The organism is Marvinbryantia formatexigens DSM 14469 (assembly GCF_025148285.1).
GTDB lineage: Bacteria > Bacillota > Clostridia > Lachnospirales > Lachnospiraceae > Marvinbryantia > Marvinbryantia formatexigens.
Genome location: NZ_CP102268.1, coordinates 1,913,899 through 1,939,227, shown reverse-complemented (window position 1 = coordinate 1,939,227; position 25,329 = coordinate 1,913,899). Strand labels below are relative to the sequence as shown.

Below are 25,329 nucleotides of genomic sequence, written 5' to 3'. Positions count from 1 at the left end.
TTCACTTCGTTCACAGTAACAAGATCCCCTTCAATAATATATACGATGCCGGAGCCGACTGAGAGCATCCGTGCATTGCGGGGCGGAAAAACTGCCCGGACACCTATAAAATCATGAAAGATTAGGAGGAAAGAACATGAAAAAAGCAGTTTCGATGGTATTGACGGGAGCAGTATGTACGGGTCTTCTTTTGGGCGCAAACGCTATGATATGCGGCGCTGAGGGAGAAATGAAACAGGTGGACAAGCTTTCTATCGCGTTTGTTCCGTCCAGAGAGCCGGAAGAAATCATAACAGCGGTGGAGCCGCTCAAAGGGCTTCTGACAGAAGAAATGGCAAAGCTTGGCTACGAAATCGGCGAGGTGGACATCACAGTTGGCACAAGCTATGAGGCGGTCGGCGAGGCGCTCTCCGCGGGAACAGCGGATGTCGGTCTGATTCCGGGCGGAACCTATGTACTTTACGATGACGGCTGTGATGTGCTTCTGACAGCAACGCGCGACGGACTTTCCATCGATTCCGACAATCCGAAGGACTGGAACGACCAGGCTCCGACAGAGGCGAGCGACAAGCAGGTAACAAGTTATCGTGCGCTGATGATCGCCGGACCTTCTGAAAAAGGAAAAGAGCTGGCGGCAAAGGTAAATGCGGGCGAAGAGCTGACATGGGACGATATCAGCAGTGCAAACTGGAGCGTTATGAATTCCTCCTCTTCCGCGGGTTACATTTATCCGTCCCTGTGGCTGCTGCAGAACTATGAAAAGAACATCACGGAGCTTCCGCACGCGGTGCAGGCGGATTCCTACGGCAGCGCTTTTGCACGTCTGGCTTCCGGGCAGGTGGACGTTCTCTGCACCTATGCAGATGCGCGCCGCGACTATGTGGACAAATGGAACAGTGAGTATGCGATGGAGAACAGCATCTGGGATGACACCGCGGTAATCGGCGTTACCCCGGCGATTTACAACGACACTATCAGCGTCAGCAAGACAATGGATGAGGATCTGAAGGCGGCGCTCTCCGAGGCGTTCATCAACATCGGCAACACCGAAGAAGGAAAAGAAGTCATTGCGATTTACAGCCACCAGGGTTATCAGCCGGCGCAGGATTCTGACTACGATTCCGAGCGCGAGGCGCAGCAGATGATTCGTGAGCTGAACAGCGCGTCATAATAATGGAGCCGCGGCGATGATAGAATTTAAGAACGTTAGTAAACGGTATCCAAACGGGTTTGAAGCGTTAAAAAATGTAAATCTTACCATTGACCAGGGCGAATTTGTAGCGATTATTGGACTTTCCGGAGCCGGAAAGTCCACGCTGATTCGCACCATCAACCGGATGCATGACATTACGGGCGGCGAGCTGGTTGTGGACGGCACGGACGTCATGTCCCTGCAGGGTAAAGAGCTGCGCCGGTTCCGCAGAAAAATCGGCATGATTTTCCAGTCCTTCAATCTGATTACACGCACAACTGTCATCAAAAACGTGCTGACGGCGTTTGTGCCGGAGCTACCCTGGTGGCGTGCAACATTCGGAATCTTTAAAAAAGAAGAAAAAATAAAAGCGCTGGAGGCGCTGGACAAAGTGGGTATTCTGGACAAGGCGTTTGTGCGTGCCGACCAGCTTTCCGGCGGTCAGCAGCAGCGCGTCGCCCTGGCGCGCACGCTGGCGCAGAATCCGCAGATTATCCTTGCGGACGAGCCGGTGGCGTCGCTTGATCCGGTGACGGCGAAGCAGGTAATGGATGATTTTCTGCGCATCAACCGTGATATGAAAATTACGGTGCTGCTGAATATCCATCATGTCGACCTTGCACTGCAGTATGCGACAAGAGTGGTGGGCATCCGCGCCGGTGAGATTGTGTATGACGGTCCTGCGCAGGAGGTGGACCAGAAGGTTCTGGACGCTATCTATCAGAGCGGGAAGGAGGAGAGCGCATGAGTTTCTACGACAGGGTGTTTCCGCCGAAAACCGTCTGTCTTCCCAACGGAAAGACCGTGCAGCAGAAGCGCTCGCGTATGCCGCTTGTCGTTCTGGCGCTGCTGGCAATGACGGCGCTTTCCGTGGAGGTCACCGGCTTTGATATGACCGTGCTCGTCACCAGAATAAATCAGTTTTTTGTTATTCTGAAGCAGATGTTCTGTCCGCCGGATATGAGCTATCTGCCCCAGGTCATGCAGCCGCTGCTGGATACGATTAAAATGTCGCTGCTCGGTTCTGTGATTGGCTCTCTGCTGGTGATTCCGTTCGCCATGCTGGCGTCCACCAATATTATCCGCGCGAAGCCGGTGGTCATGGTGGTGCGTCTGTTCTTAAGCATCGTGCGCACACTGCCCACGCTGGTGACGGCTCTGATCGCCACCTATATTTTCGGGCTGGGAACCCTCGCCGGAACCACGGCGATTGCGGTGTTTACCTTCGCCTATATCGGCAAGATATTATACGAAGAAATTGAGACTGTGGATATGGGCGCGTTTGAGGCGATGGAAGCGATGGGCGCGACGAAGGTGCGCGCGTTTATCAGCGCAATCGTTCCGCAGGTGCTGCCGTCGTATCTCTCCAACTGCCTGTTCTGCTTTGAAGGAAATGTGCGCTATGCGTCGATTCTGGGGTATGTGGGAGCGGGCGGTCTTGGCCTGATCTTGAATGAGAAAATCGGCTGGCGCGAGTATGCGAGCGTCGGAACGATTCTGATTGCGCTGTTTGTGACGGTATTTCTGATTGAATCACTCAGCCGCGCGGCGCGCAAACGTCTGGTATAAGGAGGGCAGCATGAAGGAACGTATTGAAAAAGCTTATGAAAGCCGTCCAAAAAACTGGATATTTGAGCTGGCAATCGCCGTGGTGGTCGTGGCGTTGGTAATCTGGAGCGCAACCGGGGTCGAGACGAGCGGAACCACACAAAGCGGCGGAAAAATTGCGCTGAATATTCTTTCGGGGATTTTTCATCCGGACACAAAGCTTCTGTTTAATCTGACGACGGAGGGAGTACCATATCTTCTGCTGGAGACCATCTGCATCGCTTTTCTCGGCACGGTGGTCGGCGCCATTATTTCGATTCCGCTGGCATTTCTGTCAGCCTCCAATCTGACGCCGAAGCCGGTGGCGTTTATCGGAAGAATCATCATTATGGCGGTACGCACGATTCCGGCGTTTGTGTATGGTCTGATGTTTATCCGCGTGACGGGACCGGGCGCGTTTGCCGGGCTTCTTACGATGTCGCTCTGCTCGGTCGGCATGGTGAGCAAAATGTACATAGAGGCGATAGAGGACCTCGATACGCGCGTACTGGAATCGCTGGATGCGGCGGGCTGCACGACCTGGCAGAAGATTCGCTACGGCATTCTGCCGCAGCTTATGCCGAACTTTGCGTCGACCGCGATTTACCGTTTTGATATTAATCTGCGCGACGCTACTGTCCTGGGACTTGTGGGCGCGGGCGGAATCGGAGCGCCGCTGATTTTTGCGATGAACAGCTATCGCTGGAATGAGGCGGGAGCGATTCTTGCGGGGCTGATTGTACTGGTTCTGCTTATCGAATGGATTTCTACAAAAATCCGCGTGAAGCTTGCGAGAGGTTAGAAAAATGAAGAAGGCTTTGGAAATTATTTTTACTTCGGATATCCACGGGCATGTCTTTCCTGTGGATTATCCGTCCGGAGAGGCGGAAAACTCCGGCATTCTGAACATGGCGCATCAGATAAAAAAGGAAAAAAATATGCTGGTGCTTGACGGCGGCGACTCTCTGCAGGGAACGCCGCTTTTGCAGTATTATATCGCGCACCGGAAGGAATATCCACATCATCCGGTGGCGGAGGCGCTTAGGGCGGCGGGCTGCGATTATTTCACGCTTGGAAATCACGATTTTAATTTTGGATATGAGACCTTGAGGGACTACGTGCAGGCAATGCAGAGAGAGGATGCGGCGTGTGCACATCCCGCGCGGTGTCTCTGCGCGAATGTGGAGGATTTGCGCGGAGAACTCGGCATCGAAAAAACGGCGGTACATGTCCTGGAAAATGGTTTGCGCGTTGGCATTACCGGAATTGTTACGGATTATGTAAACGTGTGGGAGCAGCCGCAGAATCTTTCTGACCTGCGTATCACGGATGCGTTTGAAGCCGCTCAAAAAGCATGTGCCGAACTGCGCGCACAGTGTGATTTCTGCATTTGCATTTATCATGGCGGCTACGAGGAGGACCTGGAAACCGGACGGCTTCTCACTGCGGGCGGGGAAAATATCGCCTGCAGAATCGCCCGCGAGCTGGATTTTGACCTGCTTCTGACGGGTCATCAGCATATGAAAACGGACGGACGCTGGCTGTATGGAACATACACGCTGCAGCCCCCTGCTAACGCGGGATGCTACGCGAGGGTGCGGGTGGAGCTTTCAGCGGACAGGGTATTTCCGGGCGGAGGAGACAGGAATGCCCAACTGGATGCGCGGAAGCCGGGTACATGGACAGGCGATACGGATGGGGAGATTTTCTCAGATGAGGAGAAGATGGAAGCGGGTCCGGGCAGGCAGGACATTGCGGATTTTCCGGAGGGCGGCGCTTCGCACTGGCACATCTCCTCTTTCTGGGAGCAGGTCGCGGCGGAGCACGACGCGCAGCCTTATCAGCGGCTTCTTCCTCTGGAGCGGGAAACGCAGAAATGGCTGGATGAGCCGGTCGGATTTCTGGGCAGAGAAATTCCAGCGGAAAATAAACTGGAGGCGGCGCTGTATGGAAGTGAGCTGGCGGACCTGTTCAACCAGGTGCAGCTCGCAGAGACAGGCGCTGATTTTTCCTGCACAAGTCTGGGTAACACTCCGGTGGGGCTGGAGCGGGAAGTAACGATGCGCGCTATCTGCGGAGCCTATCTTTTCGCCAACACGCTGGTCGTTCTGGAGGTGGACGAAAAAGTCCTGCGGGCGGCGCTGGAGCGCTGCGCATCCTACTTTACTTTGAAAGACGGCAGGATACAGATTTCAGAAGAATTTATAAAGCCAAAAATCGAGCACTATAATTACGATTTTTATGCCGGGTTGCAATATAGATTTGATCTGGAAAAGCCGGTCGGGCAGCGGGTCGTGACGTTGAAAAAAGCGGATGGAACAGAGCTTGGCGATAAAAAATACCGGCTTGTTACAAGCAATTACCGCGCCACCGGAACCGGCGGCTATGAAGCGCTGGCAGAGTGTCCGGTGCTCTGGCGCGGCGATAAGGAAATGCCGGAGCTGATAGCGGACTATATCCGAAAAAACAGTCCGGTTCTCTTAAGGCAAAGTAATCCTGTGACATAAAGCCGGAAGCCGGACATCCTCCTGCTTTACACAGAGAGCGGCTTCTGATAAAATGATGATGCCAGGCGATTTTGAAAATGTGAAACACGGAGAAATCAATGGAACTTATTTGCCGGGGAATGTAAAGGATGATACCGGAGTCCACAGATGTCTCATATGGGATATGCAACCCTGTCCCGGCATCACATAATATAAAACAGGCTTTAGGCAGAGGAGGATGAAAAATGTCACTAAAAAGAGTGCAGGAATATCTGGAAAAAGAGGGAATTTCAGACCGGCTAAAGGTCTTTCATGAATCAAGCGCCACCGTGGAACTGGCGGCGCAGGCGCTTGGCTGCGAACCGGCGAGGATTGCAAAAACAATGTCTTTTCTTCTGGGAGATGAGGCAATTCTGATTGTCACAGCGGGCGATGTGAAGGTAGATAACAAAAAGTTTAAGGAACAATTTCATCAGAAAGCAAAGATGATACCGGGCGACCTGGTGGAGGAGTACATCGGACATGCGCCGGGCGGGGTCTGCCCGTTTGCAATCAAAGAGCATGTCCCGGTATATATGGATGTATCTTTGAAGCGTTTTGAAATCGTATATCCGGCAGGCGGCGACGCACACAGCGCAGTCGAACTGACGCCTGCGGAGCTGGAGCGGTATTCCCACAGTTGCGGCTGGGTGGACGTCTGCAAAGTGCGGGAAGCTGTATAATGAAGGAAGCCCCATTCGCGAAGCGAATTTTAAATGGATTGCTGCTTCGGACATGGAAAGAACAATGAAAGCGTATACAATGCCCTGGACAGCGGGCTGCTGGCGTTTTGGAGACATATGGCTTCGATACCAGCAGGCTTCGCAGGGACAGGACTGGTTAAATATCCAGAAAGTCCGGGACAGAAATAATCCGGGGGTCTGTGATGGAAGACTCCAGAAAGTCCTTATCTCCGGTAAGGAACAGATCAGCGTGAGCGTTTAGTGCTGCCCTTAAGATGGGGCGGTCTTTGGGGTCACGGATTAGTCGTTCCGTGTCAACGCTTTCATCCGGTGTAGGCACAAGCCGGATGAAAGATAGTGCGTTGAAGAGGAAAGCCTCTAACTCTGTGAGCCTGTGTGGGAACTTTTCACGGAATTTCCGATGAAGTTCATCGACGACGTAGTCGCAGACAATCGGCTGGCAGGGTGGCTGCAGGGCTTTCAAGAAGGCTTGTGCGGTACGCCCGTTGGGGAAAAGTGCCGCAGAAATAATGATGTTTGTGTCGAGCATGATTTTCAGTCGGCATTTTCCTCACGACGGGTACTGGTAATCCATCTGGCGACATCTTCTTCTGATGTAAACCCGGCTTTTTCTGCCTCGCCTTTCATCTGTTCCTGAAATTTCTGCATTGCATAAATGGCAGAATTGATGACCCGGACAGAACCGTTTTCAACGATAAAAGTGACGCGGTCGCCGGGAGAAACGCCGAGAGCTGCTCTTATATTTTTGGGAATGGTAATCTGTCCTTTGGACATGACCCTGGCATCATTGATTAATACGTTTGTTTCAGACATAGTTCATACCTCCATTTCAATAAAAGTAGGAAAGTAGGAAATCCCTACTTTTATCATATACAGATATTTTGGAATTATCAAGGAAAAATTCTCCTGCATTATATATAAATAATTGGAAGCCCCATTCGCGAAGCGAATTTTAAATGGATTTGCGAAAGTTACTATGAGCAGCACCGCTTAAAGGGGCAGTTTTACAGAAAAGGTTGTCCATCCGTCGCGGCTGACGACGTGAATTTCACCGCCGTGCTTTTCGGCGATGGATTTTGCAATGGCGAGCCCCAGACCGAAGCCGCCGCTTGCGCGGTTTCTCGATTTATCTGTGCGGTAAAACCGGTCGAAGATTTTTTCAAGTTCCTCCCGCGGAATTTCTGCGCCGGTATTGGAAACAGAAAGAAGCGCCGTGCGGTGCGGACGATGTCCGGGCAAAAGACTGTGCCCTTCGGAGGCGGCGCAGCTTTGCAGGACAATCCGGACACTGCCGTTTGCGGAAGCATACTTCATGGCGTTGTCCAGCAAAATAGCGGTAAGCTGGCAGATTTCCGTCTCGCTGCCGGTATAGCGGAGATTTTCGGCAATTTCAACATCGTAGGAGATACCGCGCTCAAAGGCAATGCTTTCAAAGGACAGTGCTGTTCCCAGAAGCGCGCCGCTCAAATCAAATTCGCAGAAATGAGCGGTATCCCCGGCGGAGGGTGTTTCGGAGCTGATGCGGGAGAGCGTCAGAAGGTTTGTGATAAGCGCATTCATGCGCTGCCCTTCCGCTTCGATATAATCCATCCATTTATTTTCTCCGGTCTCGGCGCGGAGAAGGTCGATATTGGCGTTTATTACGGTGATGGGCGTCTTCAGCTCATGGCTTGCATCCGATATAAATTGTTTCTGCCGGTTAAACGCATCCTCCACCGGCTGGACGATTCTGCGCGAGAGCATCCGCGCCGCCAGAAAGAACAGCACCATCAGACAGAGGCACAATGTCAGAGAGCGCAAAAACGAAGCCAGAAAACGGCTTTGCGCCTGGCTTTCCAGAAAAACGACCTCTTTTTTATCCGGAAGTATCTTTACAAGAAACCGCAGATTTTCGTACATTCCCTCATGCTCTTCTGACTGGATTAGCTCTTCTGCAATAGCAGCGATTTCATTTTCCGTATAGGCAACGCTGTCCTCATCAATAGAAACCGTTACCGTGCCGTCCGTGAAAATCCGTACAATATAACCGTGATAAAATCCGTGAAGCGTGTCACTTTCCTTCGGCTCCGGTGAGCCGTTCTGCGCGAGCGCATCATCAGGCTCCGGTGAACCATTCTGCGCGGGCACATCATCGGGCTCCGGCGAGTCGTTCTGCGGGAGCACATCATCGGGCTCCGGCGAGCCGTTCTGCACGGGCGCGTCGCCCGGCTGCTGCGGCTCCTGTTTTTTCAGGATGGTTCCCAGCTTTTGGAGATAGTTCACTTCCTGCATAACAAGCGACTGGTAATTTGTGACATTAATCACAAGAAAAATGCCCAGCGTCGTCACGGTGAGAATCAGAAAAATGGTCCATTGAATTTTCCGCTCCAGCTTTTTTATCATAGGTCTGCACCCGCTTCCTGGAGAGTGTAGCCGATGCCGCGGACAGCGCGTATTTCCACGTGCGCGCCGGTATGCTTCAGCTTTTTGCGCAAAAAGGAAATATACACATCTACGTTGTTATATTCAACTTCAGAATCATATCCCCAGATTTTTTCCGTGATACGGCTTCTTGAAATCACCTGCTTCGGATTACGCATAAGGTATTCCATGAGCTGAAATTCCTTACTGCCCAGCGTCAGCGTATGTGATGTTGCAGAAGATGACAGCGTGAAGGTGCGGATGTTCAGATACAAATCCTGAAAGACAAGCTCATCCCGGACGACCTCCCCGTGACGTCTGGTGACAGCGCGGATTCTGGCAAACAGCTCCTTCATCTGAAAAGGTTTGGTCAGATAATCATCGGCGCCAAAATCAAGCCCGGCAATTTTGTCCTCCAGCTCCGATTTTGCGGATAAAATGATAACGGCGGATTCTGTTTTTTCGCGGCGAAGCTGCTTCAGCACCTGATAGCCGCCCAGCCCCGGCAGCATCAAATCAAGAAGAATAACGTCATAGCGGTCGCTGAGTGCAAGTTCAAGACCGCTGATTCCATCGGAAGCGCAGTCGGTCTGATAACCTTCTTTTTTTAAAGAAGCCGCGAGCGCTTCCTGCAGATGCAGTTCGTCCTCAATTATTAAAATATTCATGTATATACTCCTGAATTGAAAAATATAATGAGCCAGGGGACAAAGAATCCCTCTCATATTTTTTGTGTCTATTTGTCTCTTGAATCATTATATAACATATCACAGCCGAATTGAAAGAGGGTTGAAAAAATCTTATTTTTGTGAATCTTTTGTGAAACCTTAAAAGATAAGACATTTTCAATTTTTCTTCAAGAATTTTTTTGTAACATATGCAACCAGAGGCAGTTGTCCGGTTACTGTGAACGGAATGAGCAGTAACGTTGTCCGGCAGGGCGGTTTTCCGGCAGTGTCCGGCAGGGCAGTTTTTCCGGGCAGTGTCCGGCAGGGCGGTTTTTCCGGGCAGTGTCCGGCAGGGCAGTTTTTCCGGACAGTGTTCGGCTGGAACAGTCTTTCCAGACAACTGCCGGATATACGGGATGAACACAGGGAGGGCAGTATAAAATAATGAACAGGCGGAAAAAAACAGGAGCAATACAATTAAACAGATTATTATGGCGCATTTTCATGCTGCTTGCGCTTATGCTGGCAGCTCTTTTGTATGTGCGCTTCCGGAGCGCGGGAGGGGATGCCGGAACAGTCGTGGAGGCAGTACAGGCAGGAAATGAAGAAGCTGCGGCAGTTGAATTATTCGGGAAAAGCCTCGCTTCGGGCAGCTTCCGGGAATTTTCACAGGATGAAGATGTGATATATACGGTAATGTCCACTTATTATAATGAGAAGAGCGGAGCCGAAATGTCATACAGTAATCTGCATACATGGTCGCAGGCGGGACTAACGGAGGGCAGCTATTTTGTGTATGCAGCATATGAGGTATCGCTGGCGGGAATTGCCACGACGGTTCCAAGCCTGTCCTGGGTATATCTTCAGACCGGGGAGGACGGCAGTCTGTATATTTCTGATGTGTCGGATGATACATCGGTGCAGGCACTGGCTGAGAGCCTGCGGAGCAGCGAAGAAGGGCAGACGTTGATTGCGTTTGCGCAGGACGCCTATGAGGAGGCGGTAGAGAGTGATGCCGCGCTGGCGCAATATATGGAAAATTACCGGACTGCAGCTGCGGATGAGGTGTAAAAAATTAAACAGCTATTTGCTGCTTTACAGCGTCAGTCTGGCAGAAAATGTGTTTTGGATATCAAGAAAACGGAGAACGTGGAGAACAGTCTTTTCACACCTTGTATTTCAGGGTGAGGGGAATTATAATGAAACCTGCAGATATATTTTGATATGATCTCTCTTAAGCAGACAAGGGGCTGATCATTTCAGGTCTGCAGGTTTTTATTATCCTTATAAAAGAATAACTGGTGGGAGGGACTGTTTTGGTAAAAATTGCAATATGTGATGATGAAGAAAAAGCGGTTTCCTTACATGAGCAGGCAGTCAGAGAAAGTCTGCATTCCTGCGGCATCGCATATGAAATAGAGACATATACGCAGAGCCGGAATCTGCTGTATGATATAATGGATGATGGTTTTTTTTACGATTTGATTCTGTTGGATATCGAAATGCCGGGGATGGATGGCATGGAAATTGTGCGGAGAGTAAAGGAATTTCTGCCGAAGGTTAAAATTATTTTTGTGACATCTCACACGGAGTATGCTATTGACGCATTTGAACTGGCGGTTTTTCGGTATGTACCAAAGAGTGACCTGGATGCCAGACTGGCGGCCGCCGTGACGGACGCGGCGAAGCTGATTGAGCTGGAAGAGGGGCAGGAATATACCATCCGGACGTTAAGCCGGCTGGAAAAAATACCATACCGGGATATTTTTTATATTGAGCGGGACGGGAAAAACGCCAGTATCGTGTCTGCCGGTGGAATCTCAAAGGTAAGAAAAAGCCTGCAGCAGGTATTTGAGGAATTAAATGCTCCGGAATTTATTTTTATTGACAGGGGCTGTATCGTTAATATTATTCATGTTATGAAAATAAGCGGCGGAATGGCGGTTCTGAAGAACGGAGAACAGCTTCCCGTGAGCAGGTCACATCTGCAGGATGTGAAGCGGCAGATCAATCAGTTCTGGGGAGCGCACATATGATGGAATGGTATCAGATAATTTCTTATTTATTAACAAATGAGCTGCGTCTGGTTACGGGAATTTTTTGTGTGACATGGCTGATGGGGGTGTCGCTGGAGCGGAGAGTTTTGCCGCTCCTGGCAGCCGGGGGTTGTCTTGTCACGGCTCTCCAGGTGGCATCGTTTCCAGAAGCTGGCGTAATTGGCACTGAAATATTGTTTGCAGCGGTAATTATATGGCACTACCGGCGGGAGCAGCTCCGTCTCTTTTTGTTTTTGATATTTTTTTATGAGGTAGGCGTAAGTCTGTGGGACTTTTTGTTTTCGGCGGGGCTTGGCGTGCTGTTTCAATCCCGGAAATTTATGGACACGGCAATGACGGAGCATCTTGCCGGAATCTGGATAACACGTCTGCTGATGGCTGGTGCGGCAATCCGGCTGAGAAAACGCGGCGGCGGACAGGCGGAGCTTATCAGGCCAGTATCCGCAGCGGCTGTACTGGGGCTGCTCGGCGCGATAGTTTTATCTGAGCAGACGCTTCTTCCAATAGACGAAGAACGGACCGGCTCCTGGATTATCCTTTCTATGGTGCTGTTGTGCGCCGTGATGTTTTACCGGCTGACGCGGCAGCGGGATATGGAGGCGGAGATTGCGCGTCTGAAACAGGAGCAGGCGGAAATTCTGGAACGCGATTATCGGGCGCTGCGTGCAACTTATGCTGCCAACGCGAAACTGTATCATGACCTGCACAATCATATTGAAGCAATTTACCAGTGTCTGAAGCAGGGAGAGTTTCCAGAGGCAATGCAGTATTGTGAGGATTTGCGGGCGCCTGTCCGGGAAATCTCGCAAAGCGTGTGGACGGGCGATAAGGCGACAGACTGCCTTATCAGCAGTAAAATGGCGCTGGCGGAGCAGAGGAAAATAAAAACAGAGGTGAATATAGAATTTCCGCGCAATACAAATATCCGCAGCGTGGATTTGACAACGATTCTGGGGAATCTGCTGGACAATGCGCTGGAGGCGGCGGACACAGCCGCGGATGGGCAGCGTTTTCTCGCTCTGACAGTGCGGCGCATCAACGAGATGCTTATTATAAAGGTAGAAAACAGTTATGGAAAAGAGCCGGTGCAAAAGGAGGGAAGGTTACAGACTGCAAAGACAGAGAAAGATTTTCACGGCTGGGGACTGAAAAGTGTCCAGACCGTCGCAGAGCGTTATGACGGAACCGTCAGCACAGCGTACCAGGACGGTATTTTTAAAGCTGTCGTTACGTTATCCTTTCAGCCGGTGAAAATAGAATGAATCTCCATGACGCATTAATATATTTTACGGACAAAAACCTGCCGTTTGCGGACATTGCCGCAGACGGCAGGTTTTTGCAGTATGATTTTTCTGTGCCTGGGAAATAGCCCCATATGTTCCTGCGTTAGGAAAATAGCCCCGCATATTTCTGTGCCGGGAAACTGTTCTGCATACTTCTGTGTACGGGAAATACCCCGTACATTTCCGTGAAACAAAAGTTTCCGGGAGCGCAGAACCGGCTGGGGTGTAACTACAAATGCATCATTCTGATAAGAAGAGGAGGATTTTTATGAGACATTTTTATTTTCGCTTGATACTTGGTATCGTGTTTATCGTCTGCATGATTTTCAGCATTGTTACAATGAATGTTCCATTTGCACTGTTTTACCTTGTCCTTGGCGGAGTATTTCTGTTTTCTGCGTATTCGCTCTGGAAAAAGGAAAACAAAAAGTGAGGCGGCGTGGTATGAATAAAGCAGATATTTTTTCGCTCAGAAATTTAAGTGTCTGGTATACGGCGGACCATCCAGTGATTTCGCAGCTTTCGCTCGACCTGGAAGCAGGGGAGGTTGTCGGACTGATTGGCATGAACGGAGCCGGAAAAACAACGTTTATCAAAACAATGGCGGGACTGCTGCGAAGCTTTCACGCAGACAGTGCAACATGGAACGGAAAGGAATTCCGGTTTTGCGACAGGGAGTTTAAACGCAGCAGGTACGTTGTTTTTGCGGAGGATTCATCTTTCCGTTATTTTACCTTCCGGGAATATCTGGCATATGCGGCGGCTTCCTACGGTATTAAGCCACCGGATGTCACTTATCTGATAAGTGGATTTCACTTTGAGGAATATACCGATGTTCTACTGAAGGAGCTGTCCACCGGCAACCGGAAAAAGGTTTATCTGATTACAGCGTTTGCGCTGCATCCGGAACTGCTCCTGCTGGACGAACCGGTAAACGGGCTTGATTTTCAAAGCACGGAATTTCTGTATCAGCTTATGGGAGAATATAAACAATATGGAACCATCCTGTTTTCGTCTCATATACTTGAGAGTATCTGTCTGACTTCAGACCGTGTACTGGTTTTGGAGAACGGAAAAATCAGCCGCACATTTACCGGCGGGGAAATTGCCGCCGGAAGCATCCGGGAGGTATTGCATGACTGTGAAAAATATGAAAGCCCTGTTTAAACAATTATCCGGCGCCAGATATGAAAGTCTCCGGAACAGTCTGCTGGCGTCGGTTGTCGTATTCGCCGCTGTTTATGCCGGGGAGTGGAAGTTGAAAATTGCTCCGTTTATTCTTTATTTCACATCAGCCCTGTTTACGGCGGGAATTATGTGGCAGCTGCTGAATGGCACCCGGCACATGGAAACCCTGCGGGGGATGCTTATGCTGCCGCTGGAAAACCGCAGTCTGGTTTTTTCCTATATAACAGTGCTGGGCGCATATGCACTGCTTACGAAAACGTTGCCGGTATGGGCGCTGTTTTTTGCTGCCGCAGACTGGCGCGGAACCGAGATTGGCGCGGCGCTGCTTTGCGGCTGCATGGCGTGTGCAGTCACGCCGATTTTCTTTCTGATGTTCCGGAAAAGAAAAGTGATGTTGCCCGTTTTTCTGACGGTATGTATCCTGACTGTAATTTTATGTATCCGGCAGACTGCCGCGATAATGACCGCGGATCTGGTAAGTATGGCGGGCGCAATATGGTATCTGTATTCTGTGGACGCCGGCGATTTTCTTCATACTTCCGCAGTCGAAAAAACTGTCAGATACACAGGGCGTGCGGGAGGGCTTACGATATATCTGATGCGGTATCTGATGGCGGATAAAAGTTATTGTATTAATACGGCGGGGCTTTGCGCGGCTGCCTGTTTTCTGCCGTATTTATTCGGAGAAATCCACGGTCTGAATATGCTGCCTTTTGGATTTGCAGTTCTCTGTCTGAACACACCCATCTGTACGCTGCTGTCCGCAGACACGAATCTGGAGCAGGCAATCCGTGTTCTTCCAGACCAGGGCATCCGTTTTTTCGGCAGATACTGTCTGTTTATTTTTATCGTCAACGGATTTGTATCGGGTATTTATCTTTGCGGCTGGCAGCTTGTGAACGGCGGGGTCACTTTGGCAGATGCAGGCATGGCTGTTTTGTTTGCTTTGCAGAGTGCTGTCCTGTCGGTTCTTCTGGAATGGGCGCTGCCCATCCGCAGCTGGAAAACAGAAAGTGACCTTTGGCATCATCCCAGAAAGTATCTTGTCCCGTTTACTATGCTGCTTCTGGCGGGGCTGCTGTCGCAGTAACATGCTGATATGCTTTTTGGAGCGTACCGATATGTTTTACGGTGATATGCTTTTTGGAGCGTACCGGTATGTTTTACGGTGATATACTTTTTGGAGCGTACCGGTATGTTTTACGGTGATATACTTTATGAAGAGTGCCGGCATGTTTTACTCTGCTATATTTTTGCGGAATTAGCGTTACACATTTTTTACGAGACATTTACAGTCTGCTGATATTGAAGTTTACAAAATATCACTAAAATAATATTGTACAGAGCGCAGAACACAGCAATATGTGACAGACACACGAAGGATATCTGAGCTTCCAGGGAGCGGTGTATATGCGCAAAAACAATATTTTAGGAGGATATGATGAAGAAAAAGCAGATCACAGCAATGTTATTATCAATGTGCATGGCAGTTCCGACGATTGCGGGCATCCCGGCGGTTGGTGTGGGAGCAGCAGAGGAAACGGTTGCAGCACCGAAGTACATTTTCCTGTTTATCGGAGACGGTATGAGTTTTCCGCAGATTCAGACGACTGCAGATTATCTTGGAACCACCGCGAGCGACGGAGGAATTGAGACATCAGCGCTCTCTTTCATGAATTTTCCGGTAGTCGGCACAGCGCAGACCTTTGACAGCACCTCATTTGCACCGGATTCTGCGTCGACGGCAACTTCTATCGCGACAGGAAACAAGACCTACAGCGGAACCATCAATATGGATACAACCATGACGATTCCTTTTGAGACGATTGCGGAAAAGCTGAAAGCACAGAAAGATTATAAGATTGGTATTGTGACGACCGTAAACCTGAACCATGCAACTCCGGCGGCATTTTATGCACACCAGGCATCCAGAAACAGCTATTATGATATTTCTATGGAGCTGACAGAGAGCGGATTCGACTATTTTGCAGGCGGCGCGCTGCTTGACCCGACTGGAAAAGAGGACGACCCGAAGGAAGATGCATATCAGGTAGCAGAAAATGCAGGCTATAAAGTAATCCGGACGCAGGAGGAAGCAGCGGCTCTGACGGCTGAGGATGGCAAGGCGATTGTCGTTGCGGAGACGCTGGCAGACGGTAATGCAATGTCCTATGATGTAGACGCGGCAGACGGAGAATGGCAGCTTAAAGATTATGTGGACAAGGGCATTGAGGTACTTGATAACGAGACAGGCTTCTTCATGATGGTAGAAGGCGGAAAGATTGACTGGGCATGTCATGCAAACGATGCAGGCTCAACTATCAATGATACACAGGCATTAAGTGAAGCGGTAGAAAGCGCAGTAGCATTTTACAATGAGCATCCGGATGAAACGCTGATTCTGGTAACAGGCGACCACGAAACCGGCGGTCTGACAATCGGCTTTGCGGGTACAGATTATGATACATATCTCACAAACCTGACGAACCAGAAGATTTCCTACGCAAAGTTTGATTCGGATTATGTGGCAGGTTATAAGGAAAACCAGACTCCGTTTGAGGATGTGCTGAAGGATATTAAAGAGAACTTCGGACTGATGACGGCAGATGACCCGGATGCGACTGAGGATTCCAAACTGGTACTTACTGATTATGAGTATGGAAAGCTGGAGGATGCATATAACAGAACACTGGAAACCGGTTCTTCCAAGAAGGATGAAATGACACAGGAAGAGTATCTTCTGTACGGAACCTACGAGCCGCTTTCTGTAACCATCACACATATTTTAAACAACAAATCCGGCATCAGCTTCTCCTCTTATGCACATACTGGCCTTCCGGTTCCGGTATTTGCAATGGGTGCAGGACAGGATTTATTTGAGGGCTACTACGACAACACGGATATCTACAATAATATGGCAGCCCTGACAGGTGTGGAGTAACCTGGTGAAGCTTTTTTCAAAGAAAAAGAAAGGAATCAGCTATCAGCTTCCGGTTGTATTCAGCCTCCTGCTGATAGCGGTTCTTTTATTTCTGCCAACCGGATATGAGGATGCGGTTATCTATAAAGGAACAGAGCGCTGCAGTGCGGAGGTGGTTTCTGTAGACGACAGCAAAATCATCAGTACCGGACTGATTAAATCCGGAGAGCAGAGCTGCGTGGTACGATTTGAAGGCGGTATGTTTAAAGGGCAGGAGGCGGAGGGTGTCAATATGCTGACCGGTTCCCTGCAGACGGATAAAATTTTTGTGCCGGGCGACCGTGTCCTGGTAGTAATCAGCCATAAGGGAGAAGAAATTCTCTCTGTTAATCTGATTGACCATTACCGCATTGATAAAGAGGCAATTCTGGCAGGGTGCTTTGTATTGTTACTTTTTGTATTTGCCGGAGTGAGCGGTATCCGGGCGATTCTTTCCTTTGTTTTAACGGTGCTGACGATATGGAAAATACTGGTTCCCGCATATTTAAATGGTCTGAATCCGGTGCTTCTTGGACTGGGCATCATATTGTTTCTGACAATCATGATAATCACGCTGGTATATGGATTTGACCGTCGCTCCTTTGCGGCAGTGTCGGGTTCGTTCCTGGGAATCCTGACAACCTGCGTGCTCGGTATTGTTTTTACCAATGCATTTCGCATTCACGGAGCAATCATGAGTAACTCGGAGAGCTTGATTTACAGCGGATACGAGCATCTGAATCTGACGCAGATTTTTATGGCGAGCATTTTTATCGGGGCATCCGGCGCGGTGATGGACCTGGCGGTCGATATTACCAGCGCAGTGCAGGAGGTTGTTCTGAAAAAGCCGGATATCAGCAAAAAAGAGGCGATTCTCTCTGGTATGACTGTTGGCAGAGCTGCGATGGGAACTATGACGACCACGCTGCTGCTTGCATATTCCGGCGGCAGTATTGCGCTTCTGATGGTATTTATGGCACAGGGAACGCCGCTGGATAACATCTTAAATTATAAGTATATTTCATCGGAAATTCTGGATACGCTGGTCGGCAGTTTTGGATTGGTAACGGTTGCGCCGTTTACCGCGCTGACAAGCGGACTGGTGCTGGCGGGACGGAAAGAAAAAGGGAAGGAAACAACAGAGACAGCGGAAACACAAATAGAAACACAAACAGAAAAACAAACAGAAATACAATCAGAAATACAATCAGAAATATAACCTGGGGAACAGGCTGAAAAAGAATCAGAACAAAAATGGAAAAACAATAAGAGTACATCTTACCGGTTTATCTGCGGCAGGATGTACTCTTATTTATGTTTGGGACGTCTGGGTTTTACTCGTATTTTTTTGTGACATTGTGCAGCCATTTATAGCTGCGGTAGTGCCGGATGACCCAGGGCCATTTTACAAATTCATCTGTACAGAGCAGGAAATATACTACAAGATGCGGCAGCTTCAGCACAAATGCAGAAATAAAACCGAGTGGAACCGCATATACCCACATATCAATCGCATCACAGATAAATCCGAAGCGGCTGTCTCCGCCGGCACGGAAGACACCGGCAATCAGAGTGGTATTTAAAGCGGTGCCCGTAATATAATAGGTATTCATAAGCAACATATACTTTAAGTAATGCATTGCCTGTTCTGTGAGCGAAGCGTATTTCAGCACAAACGGCGATGCAACCAGGACAAAGATGCCGCCAAGGATTCCGGCAAAGACAGACAGCCGGACAAGGCGGCTGGCGTCTTTTTTTGCCGCTTCCATATTTCCTTCTCCGATTTGTCTGCCGAGCCAGATGGTGGAAACGCTGGCAAGCCCGTAGCAGAAGACGGTAGCAAAGTTACGGACAACTACAACGATAGAGTTGGCGGCTACCATGTCGCTTCCGAGGTGTCCGAGAATAACGGAGTACATGGAAAAAGCGACGCTCCAGACCAGATCGTTTCCGAGGGCTGGCAGGGAAAGATGCACAAAATCATGAAACAGCACTTTGTTGCGCACAAATATGTAAGAAAAGCGCAGCCGGACGTCTCCTGATGTTTTTGAGACAATCAGACAGCAGAGAAGCTCGACACCGCGTGCGATACTGGTTGCAAGCGCGACTCCGGCAACGCCAAGCTCCGGCGCGCCGAAGAGACCAAAAATAAATACGGCGTTCAGGCAGACATTCAGACCGAGCGCCAGTGCATTCAGTGCCGTGCTGATGGTTACCCGCTCTACGCTGCGCAGCGAAGCAAGGTAAACCTCACAAAAGCACCAGAATAAATAGCTGAAGCTGACAATGCGCAGGTACGAGGTGCCAAGCGTAATCAGCTCGGCATCATTTGTAAAAAGTGTCATCATCTGCCGCGGAATCGTCAGTGCACAGACAGCAAAAAGCGCCGCAATCGCAATGGCAAAGCGGAGTGCGATTCCCTGAATCAATTCAATGGCATGAATATCTTTTTTGCCCCAGTACTGGGCGCTCAGCATGGTAACTCCAGTGCCGAGGCCATACAGAATCATAAAAAATACGCTGGTATACTGGGATGCCAGCGAGACGGCTGAGATAGCGGACTGCCCGACGCTGTTGAGCATCACCACATCAGCAGAGCTGACGGCGGCGCTCAGAAGGTTCTGGAGAACAATCGGCAGTGTAAGATGAAAAATCTGTCTGTAAAAGGTATCTTTTTTATTAGTTTTAAACATAATGCAAAACCTCTGAAAAATAAGAAAATGTCTGCTGCGCGTCGTATTATAATGGCACAACACGCTGGACGAGGCGGCGCAGCGGGACGCGGACCATGCAGCAGGGCGTGGACCAGGCGGCAGGACACGGACCAGGCAGCAGGGCGTGAACCAGGCGGCAGGATACGGACCAGGCGGCAGGATACGGACCAGGCGGCAGGATACGGACCATGCAGCAGGGCGTGGACCAGGCGGCAGGACACGGACCAGGCAGCAGGACACGGACCATGTAGCAGGACATGATCCGTGCAACAGGATGCGCAGCCAGACATGAAATCGCGTACCGGATTTAGTTGCCATGCATACGACAAAAACGTCCGGTGGATGTTTTTTAGTGGCGCTGCGACTGGTCGTCGTATGTCTCACAAAAACGGGCAGAGAATGAAGGCTCCATGCCTGCCTTATAAAGGTGGGAGATATCGCCGAGCTGCGCTGCGCGGAAGGAAGCAATGCCCTTCTGGCGCTCTTCTGTATAAATGGTACTTACGCTGGTCGGTGCAAAGGCTGTCCCGTGCCAGAGCGGGAACGGAGAAATCCCCAGCAGGTGGGAGAGCAGGACGCATTCCAGACCAAAGTGGCAGAAAAATGCCAGCGTGTCGGTATTTGCATGTGTGACATGGTACAAATTGCCGCAGCGCTCATAGCCGTGCTCCGCAAGCAGTGCATCAAAACTCTTTGTGACATAATCGTAGCATTGTTCCATATTACTGTGAGCACAGATTTCACTTTGTCTCCAGTTGTTTTTGTGATAGTATTCTTCGTGCTGTGTCCAGTAGGAGGGCAGAATGTCCCATATAACCGGGGGACGGAGGACTCCGTCCTCACGCTGGCGGATGTCCGGATACGCAGAAAGGAGCGGATTTCCTTCCTTAAATTCCGGAATTGCCGGAAATTCCTGCATCCAGTCACATATTGCTGTAGCTGTGCGGTTCATTGCCTTTAAAGTGCAGGAAGCGGTATCGCGCGCTCTGCCGAGAATAGAAACATAGATATCTTTAATATCCATTGGGGCAAGGCGTGTGGCAAGAATTTTTGCTTCCTCCCAGCCGCGCTCTGTCAGGGTATCGTGTTCGTAATCCGGGTCTCCATGACGGATAATCAGTAATTTCATAATAAAGTCTCTCCTCTTAATATTTGCCGTAATTTGCAGACGGGTGCCAGGATCTGGCGGCAATGTTACATTATTTTCCCGTCCACGGACAGTTTAGCATAGTTGCAGTTTCACGGCAAGAGTGATGTTGACGGATGGCTTCGTCTGGTATAATTCATAAAAGCTATATACAATATGAAATGTTTTTAAAAGATATAAATAAAATATTGACAAAATAGAAATAACATGGTATGATGGTGGAACATTTCAAGCTTCTCAGAGAAGGAAATGACAGCCTGTGCTGGAGACGATTCTGAAGGGGACCGGTGTGACGCCGGAGGAGTATGAAAAAATGGAAAGACTTTATGAAAAATTAAAAGAATATGGGAGTTCCGATGCGTATCCCTTTCACATGCCGGGGCATAAGCGCAGGCTTGGGATGCCGGAGGAGATACTGGACATTGATATTACGGAGATAGAAGGTTTTGATAATCTGCATCACGCGGAGGGGATTCTGAAAGAAGCGCAGCAGCGGGTGGCGAGGCTGTATGGCAGCGGGGAGACCTTTTATCTGGTGAATGGCAGCACAGCGGGGATTCTTGCGGCAATTTCCGCCTGCACGACTTATGGCGGGACCATATTGATGGCGCGGAACTGTCATAAAGCGGCATATCATGCGGCGGAGCTTCGCGGGTTGCGCACGCTTTATCTTTATCCGCATGATGCCGGAGAGGCAGAACGGGAATTTCCGGAGTCCGCAATCGGCATGGCGGACAGAAAGCCGGGGAGACGCTCTCCGGTGTCCGGTGGCAGCATCTGTCCGGAGGATGTGTGCCGGGCGCTGGAGCAGGACAGGGACATCCAGGCGGTATTTATTACCTCACCGACGTATGAAGGAATTGTATCGGATGTGCAGCGTATTGCAGAGGTCACACATTCTTTTGGTATCCCGCTGATTGTTGACGAGGCGCACGGCGCGCATTTTGGCTTCCATCCGTATTTTCCGGAAAATTCGGTTAAACTGGGGGCAGACATTGTAATACACAGTCTGCATAAGACGCTTCCGTCCATGACACAGACCGCATTGCTGCACAGAAATGGAGCGCTGGTGGAAAGCGGGCGGGTGAAAAAATACCTTGGCATATACCAGACGAGCAGCCCTTCCTATGTTCTTATGGCAAGCATGGATGCATGTATCAGTCTGCTTGAAAAGGAAGCGGATACCTTGTTTGCGGATTATGCCCGCAGACTGGAAAAGTTTGCATTGGAAACGGAGCAGCTTAGGCATATTCATTTATACAGAGCGCCCGGAAAACGTGCTTCTGCGGCGTTTTCAGAGACTGATGGGAAGAAATCTGAAAAAAATGGCGGCAGTTTATCAGAAAAAAACAGATTTCCAGTGCAGGACCCATCCAAGCTGGTGCTCTGGGCGGAGGGAAAAAGCGGAAAATGGTTAAGCGGACAGCTCAGGGAACGCTTTCATCTGGAACTGGAAATGGAAGCGGGCGGCTATGCTATTGCGCTGACCTCACTTGCCGATACACAGGAGGGATTTGACCGGCTGGCGGCGGCGCTGCGTGAGCTGGATGGAAGTGAGGTTTTCGAAGAAAATGCAGCAAATGCCTGTGGGGAAAAGACGGCGGTCCCGCGCTGCCGTCAGATAATGACGATTGCGGAAGCAGATGCCTGCGGGCAGGAACGTATGCCATTGGCGGACAGTGTGGGCAGAATCAGTGCGGAGTATATTTATTTATATCCGCCTGGTATTCCGCTGATTGTTCCCGGTGAGGAAATCAGCCGGGCGCTGATACAGTATCTGTCGTATTGCCAGGCGGCGGGGCTGTCTCTGCAGGGGCTGAGTGACTATGCGGGAGAAACGGTTTTGTGTGTAAGGCAGTAAAAAGTTTTCCGGTTTTTTTCTTTAATTTTACATATTCTTCAAGAGGCATTTACGGGGCTGCTGTATAGTAACCGTGTCCGGTACGGAATAATCCGGTGCCGGAATGCGGCGCAATTTGAATACAGGGTGCCGGGGAAAATTGAATTTTGGAGGGAAAGTAATGAAAAAGCGGAAAAATTTTAACAGAACAATGGCTGTGGCAATGTCGGCGGCAATGGTATGTCTGGCGGGAGTACCGACATCTGCAGAAGTGGCTCCGGACGGAAGCACAAAGGCGGAGGATACGGCAGCAGCGGCGGATGGCGCGTATGATGAATGGAAAGGTGTCTGGGAGACACTGAGCCAGGACTGGACGCAGCTTTCCATGTCACCGGGTTCTGATGAGACAGAAATGAATTTTGCGTGGTATTCCAGAACAGAAGATGGGGTGCCGTCCTTTGTTTACGGGACAACAGAGGATCTGAGTGATAAGATTGAGGCAGAGGTGGTACAGTCTGCGGCGCAGGAAGGCTACAACAGCAATAAGGTAACACTGCAGGGGCTTGCGGCAGATACCACATATTATTATCAGGCGGAAGGAAAGGAGACAGAATCCTTTACGACCGGAAATGGCGATGCGTTTTCCTTTGTGTTTGTAGGTGACCCGCAGATTGGTTCTTCCAATGAGGAAAAAGCAAAAGAACCGGAGGATATCCAGAAGGACAGCTTTAAGCAGGCGCAGTACGAATCCGTTCAGAGCGACAGCTTCAACTGGGCAAATACGCTGAACCAGGCGCTGGCGGTTTCGGAAGGAAAGGTCAGCTTTGTACTGTCTGCCGGAGACCAGATCCAGACGAATGCATCAAAAGTGGAAAACTATACTGTCAGTGAAATGGAGTATGCAGGCTATCTGAGTCCGGAGGCAATGGATTCTCTTCCGGTAGCGACGACAGTAGGTAATCACGATGCGGATAACCCGAACTACCAGTATCATTTTAATATTCCGAATCTGAGTGAAAAAGGCTCCAATGGCATTGTGGGAGGCGACTACTGGTTTACATACGGGAATGCACTGTTTATTATGTTAAATACCCAGGATACCAATGTGGCGGAGCATGAGCTGCTTATCCAGGAGGCAGTAGAGGCAAATCCGGAATGTACATGGAGAATTGTTACACTGCACCAGGATATCTACGGTTCTGCCGAGCACTCTAACGAACCGGAAATTGTAAATCTGCGCTATGCACTGATTCCGTTTTTTGAGGAATATGATATTGATGTGGTGCTGACAGGACATGACCATGCGTATTCCCGTTCCTATCTTCTGTCCGGAGACGGAGTAAAAGATATCACTTATACAGATGATGAATTTGATGAGCAGCTGGAAAAAGACCTGGATATGGGAGAAACACCGGAGCCGATTACTGTTGCACCGGGAAATATCGGGGAAGATACGGAAGACCCTGCTGAACAGGCATATCTCAATTATCTGAACGACATCATGGACAGTGAAGCCGTTCTGGAAGAGACGAAGGATGAAGAAACGGTTACGAATCCGGAAGGCATTCTGTATATGACTGCTAACAGCGCATCCGGAAGTAAGTATTATGACCTTGTTCCGCGTATGCAGAGCTATATCGCGGCAAGATGGCAGGAAGATGTGCCGACATATTCGATTGTGAGCATTGATGATACAAGCTTTACGATTACGACTTACCGTTCCGATACAAATGAAGCAATCGACAGCACCTTTACGATTACGAAGGGCGTCTGAGGAGGAAGCTTCCTGTGAAACGGTATACAAGACAACTGATTGTCAGTATTTTTATCCTGCTGTTTGCTGTGCTCCTGTACCAGCTGAATCAGATAGAGCGGACAGAGCTGATGGATAATGAAGGGCGGTCTTTCGTGAAAGCACAGGTGACGGAAATCGTCCGGGATAACCTTACGGAGAGCGGCAGCCGGGTGGGACAGCAGATTGTGAAGCTGAGAATCCGTTCCGGGATACACAAAGGGGAGGTTCTTGAAGCCTCCAGTACGGCAAGCTATCTTTATGGGGCGGACTGTACCGTGGGTCTGAAGGTAATTGCGATACTCAGCGAAAGCGGGAATCATATAAGTGCCAGCGTTTACAATTATGACAGGGGAAATATTCTTTATGGAATTGTCTTTTTTTTCCTCATTGTGCTATGGCTTCTGGGCGGACGGAAGGGATTCCGGTCCGCTCTTGGGCTGATATTTACGTTTGTATGCATTGTGTTTCTGTTCCTTCCGCTGGTGTACCGGGGATGGTCGCCGATTGTCTGTGCGGCGCTGGTGGTGATTCTTACCACCGTTGTGGTTATGTACTTGATTGATGGCATGACCACAAAAACAGTCTGTGCCATTCTGGGAACCGTGGGAGGCGTGGCGGTGTCAGCCGCATTTGCCTGGATTTTCGGGAAAATAAGTCATATTTCGGGATGGAATGTATCTGACGTTGAAAATCTGGATTATATTGGAATGATGACGGATGTCCGTGTCGGAGAGCTGATGTTTGCCGGAATTCTGATTTCTGCACTGGGAGCGGTTATGGACGTAGCCATGTCGGTGGCGTCTACGATTAACGAGATTCATGAGAAAAATCCGGCACTGGGGAGGCGGGAACTGTTCCTCTCCGGGATCCATGTGGGCAGAGATATGATGGGGACGATGTCCAATACGCTGATTCTGGCTTTCACGGGCGGCTCACTGAACACCCTGATTTATATTTACTGTTATAATTATAACTATTACCAGGTACTTAATATGTACGATATCGGTATTGAAATTATCCAGGGGATTGCCGCCACGCTGGGCGTCATTCTGACGGTACCGTTCGTGGCGTTTATAAGCGCATGGCTGCTGGTCAGACATATGTGACGAACAGAAAGTGAAGCAAAAATAAATATAGATTGCAGAGAGGGCGGAGACGCCCTTTTTGCATTATTGTACGGAAAAAAATACATAATGAAATGATAATAATAGTTGACGAAAAGTTTATTAATAGTATAATCGGATTCAGAGCGTAAGTTTAGTAAAAAATG

The 25,329-nt window shown here is 49.7% G+C and carries 24 protein-coding genes; 18 read left to right on the top strand and 6 right to left on the bottom strand.

Annotated features, from left to right (window positions below; translation table 11 throughout):
* The first annotated feature begins 136 nt into the window (after positions 1-136).
* The 6 genes from NQ534_RS09290 to NQ534_RS09265 all read left to right on the top strand — a co-directional run bounded on the left by NQ534_RS09290 (position 137) and on the right by NQ534_RS09265 (position 5,987).
* Positions 137-1,171, top strand: coding sequence for a phosphate/phosphite/phosphonate ABC transporter substrate-binding protein (locus NQ534_RS09290; protein ID WP_006863117.1), 1,035 nt, complete (start codon positions 137-139; stop codon positions 1,169-1,171).
* Between the two features lie 16 nt (positions 1,172-1,187).
* Positions 1,188-1,940 carry a phosphonate ABC transporter ATP-binding protein gene (gene phnC, locus NQ534_RS09285; RefSeq protein ID WP_006863118.1) on the top strand — a complete coding sequence of 251 codons (753 nt, stop codon included), beginning with the start codon at positions 1,188-1,190 and terminating at the stop codon, positions 1,938-1,940.
* Positions 1,937-2,761: a phosphonate ABC transporter, permease protein PhnE gene (phnE, locus tag NQ534_RS09280; protein ID WP_006863119.1), complete on the top strand. Its 825-nt coding sequence runs from the start codon at positions 1,937-1,939 to the stop codon at positions 2,759-2,761. The genes phnC and phnE (NQ534_RS09280) overlap by 4 nt, the downstream gene beginning before the upstream one ends.
* A 10-nt stretch (positions 2,762-2,771) precedes the next feature.
* Positions 2,772-3,581, top strand: coding sequence for a phosphonate ABC transporter, permease protein PhnE (gene phnE / locus NQ534_RS09275; protein ID WP_006863120.1), 810 nt, complete (start codon positions 2,772-2,774; stop codon positions 3,579-3,581).
* A 4-nt stretch (positions 3,582-3,585) separates the two neighbouring features.
* Complete coding sequence (locus NQ534_RS09270) at positions 3,586-5,286, top strand: bifunctional metallophosphatase/5'-nucleotidase (protein WP_006863121.1); 1,701 nt, start codon at positions 3,586-3,588, stop codon at positions 5,284-5,286.
* A gap of 224 nt (positions 5,287-5,510) precedes the next feature.
* Complete coding sequence (locus tag NQ534_RS09265) at positions 5,511-5,987, top strand: YbaK/EbsC family protein (RefSeq protein ID WP_006863123.1); 477 nt, start codon at positions 5,511-5,513, stop codon at positions 5,985-5,987.
* A gap of 157 nt (positions 5,988-6,144) precedes the next feature.
* Here NQ534_RS09265 and NQ534_RS09260 read toward each other — a convergent pair whose 3' ends face one another.
* The 4 genes from NQ534_RS09260 to NQ534_RS09245 form a co-directional block, all read right to left on the bottom strand.
* Positions 6,145-6,537: a putative toxin-antitoxin system toxin component, PIN family gene (locus NQ534_RS09260; protein WP_006863125.1), complete on the bottom strand. Its 393-nt coding sequence runs from the start codon at positions 6,535-6,537 to the stop codon at positions 6,145-6,147.
* A 5-nt stretch (positions 6,538-6,542) separates the two neighbouring features.
* On the bottom strand, positions 6,543-6,821 hold the full coding sequence (locus tag NQ534_RS09255) for an AbrB/MazE/SpoVT family DNA-binding domain-containing protein (RefSeq protein ID WP_006863126.1): 279 nt from the start codon (positions 6,819-6,821) through the stop codon (positions 6,543-6,545).
* Positions 6,822-6,998: 177 nt separating this feature from the next.
* Positions 6,999-8,390 carry a sensor histidine kinase gene (locus NQ534_RS09250; protein ID WP_006863128.1) on the bottom strand — a complete coding sequence of 464 codons (1,392 nt, stop codon included), beginning with the start codon at positions 8,388-8,390 and terminating at the stop codon, positions 6,999-7,001.
* A complete protein-coding gene (locus tag NQ534_RS09245) occupies positions 8,387-9,076 on the bottom strand; it encodes a response regulator transcription factor (RefSeq protein ID WP_040784309.1) in 690 nt (229 codons plus the stop codon). The genes NQ534_RS09250 and NQ534_RS09245 overlap by 4 nt, the downstream gene beginning before the upstream one ends.
* 247 nt (positions 9,077-9,323) lie before the next feature.
* Between NQ534_RS09245 and NQ534_RS09240 the strand changes: the two genes are divergently transcribed.
* From NQ534_RS09240 to NQ534_RS09200, 9 genes are all read left to right on the top strand, one after another.
* Positions 9,324-9,521 (top strand): hypothetical protein, encoded by a 198-nt coding sequence (locus tag NQ534_RS09240; protein ID WP_006863130.1) that lies wholly within the window; start codon positions 9,324-9,326, stop codon positions 9,519-9,521.
* Positions 9,521-10,147, top strand: a complete 627-nt coding sequence (locus NQ534_RS09235) for a hypothetical protein (protein ID WP_006863131.1) — start codon at positions 9,521-9,523, stop codon at positions 10,145-10,147. Before NQ534_RS09240 ends, NQ534_RS09235 begins: the two co-directional genes overlap by 1 nt.
* A 245-nt stretch (positions 10,148-10,392) precedes the next feature.
* A complete protein-coding gene (locus NQ534_RS09230; protein ID WP_040784312.1) occupies positions 10,393-11,112 on the top strand; it encodes a LytR/AlgR family response regulator transcription factor in 720 nt (239 codons plus the stop codon).
* On the top strand, positions 11,109-12,395 hold the full coding sequence (locus NQ534_RS09225; protein WP_006863134.1) for a sensor histidine kinase: 1,287 nt from the start codon (positions 11,109-11,111) through the stop codon (positions 12,393-12,395). Before NQ534_RS09230 ends, NQ534_RS09225 begins: the two co-directional genes overlap by 4 nt.
* Before the next feature lie 289 nt (positions 12,396-12,684).
* Positions 12,685-12,849, top strand: coding sequence for a hypothetical protein (locus NQ534_RS09220; protein ID WP_176944198.1), 165 nt, complete (start codon positions 12,685-12,687; stop codon positions 12,847-12,849).
* An 11-nt stretch (positions 12,850-12,860) separates the two neighbouring features.
* Positions 12,861-13,583 carry an ATP-binding cassette domain-containing protein gene (locus tag NQ534_RS09215; protein WP_006863136.1) on the top strand — a complete coding sequence of 241 codons (723 nt, stop codon included), beginning with the start codon at positions 12,861-12,863 and terminating at the stop codon, positions 13,581-13,583.
* A complete protein-coding gene (locus NQ534_RS09210) occupies positions 13,552-14,694 on the top strand; it encodes a hypothetical protein (protein ID WP_050778344.1) in 1,143 nt (380 codons plus the stop codon). Before NQ534_RS09215 ends, NQ534_RS09210 begins: the two co-directional genes overlap by 32 nt.
* A 348-nt stretch (positions 14,695-15,042) precedes the next feature.
* A complete protein-coding gene (locus NQ534_RS09205) occupies positions 15,043-16,545 on the top strand; it encodes an alkaline phosphatase (RefSeq protein ID WP_006863138.1) in 1,503 nt (500 codons plus the stop codon).
* 4 nt (positions 16,546-16,549) lie between these two features.
* A complete protein-coding gene (locus NQ534_RS09200) occupies positions 16,550-17,782 on the top strand; it encodes a YibE/F family protein (protein ID WP_198140202.1) in 1,233 nt (410 codons plus the stop codon).
* A gap of 115 nt (positions 17,783-17,897) precedes the next feature.
* Here the strand turns inward: NQ534_RS09200 and NQ534_RS09195 are convergent, their stop codons facing one another.
* Positions 17,898-19,256: an MATE family efflux transporter gene (locus NQ534_RS09195; protein ID WP_006863141.1), complete on the bottom strand. Its 1,359-nt coding sequence runs from the start codon at positions 19,254-19,256 to the stop codon at positions 17,898-17,900.
* Positions 19,257-19,626: 370 nt separating this feature from the next.
* On the bottom strand, positions 19,627-20,406 hold the full coding sequence (locus NQ534_RS09190; protein WP_006863142.1) for a histidine phosphatase family protein: 780 nt from the start codon (positions 20,404-20,406) through the stop codon (positions 19,627-19,629).
* A 277-nt stretch (positions 20,407-20,683) separates the two neighbouring features.
* Between NQ534_RS09190 and NQ534_RS09185 the strand changes: the two genes are divergently transcribed.
* The 3 genes from NQ534_RS09185 (at position 20,684) to NQ534_RS09175 (ending at position 25,165) form a co-directional block, all read left to right on the top strand.
* Positions 20,684-22,285 carry an aminotransferase class I/II-fold pyridoxal phosphate-dependent enzyme gene (locus tag NQ534_RS09185; RefSeq protein WP_006863144.1) on the top strand — a complete coding sequence of 534 codons (1,602 nt, stop codon included), beginning with the start codon at positions 20,684-20,686 and terminating at the stop codon, positions 22,283-22,285.
* Positions 22,286-22,445: 160 nt separating this feature from the next.
* On the top strand, positions 22,446-24,038 hold the full coding sequence (locus tag NQ534_RS09180; protein WP_006863145.1) for a purple acid phosphatase family protein: 1,593 nt from the start codon (positions 22,446-22,448) through the stop codon (positions 24,036-24,038).
* Positions 24,039-24,052: 14 nt separating this feature from the next.
* Positions 24,053-25,165, top strand: a complete 1,113-nt coding sequence (locus tag NQ534_RS09175; RefSeq protein ID WP_006863146.1) for a YibE/F family protein — start codon at positions 24,053-24,055, stop codon at positions 25,163-25,165.
* Positions 25,166-25,329: the final 164 nt, after the last annotated feature.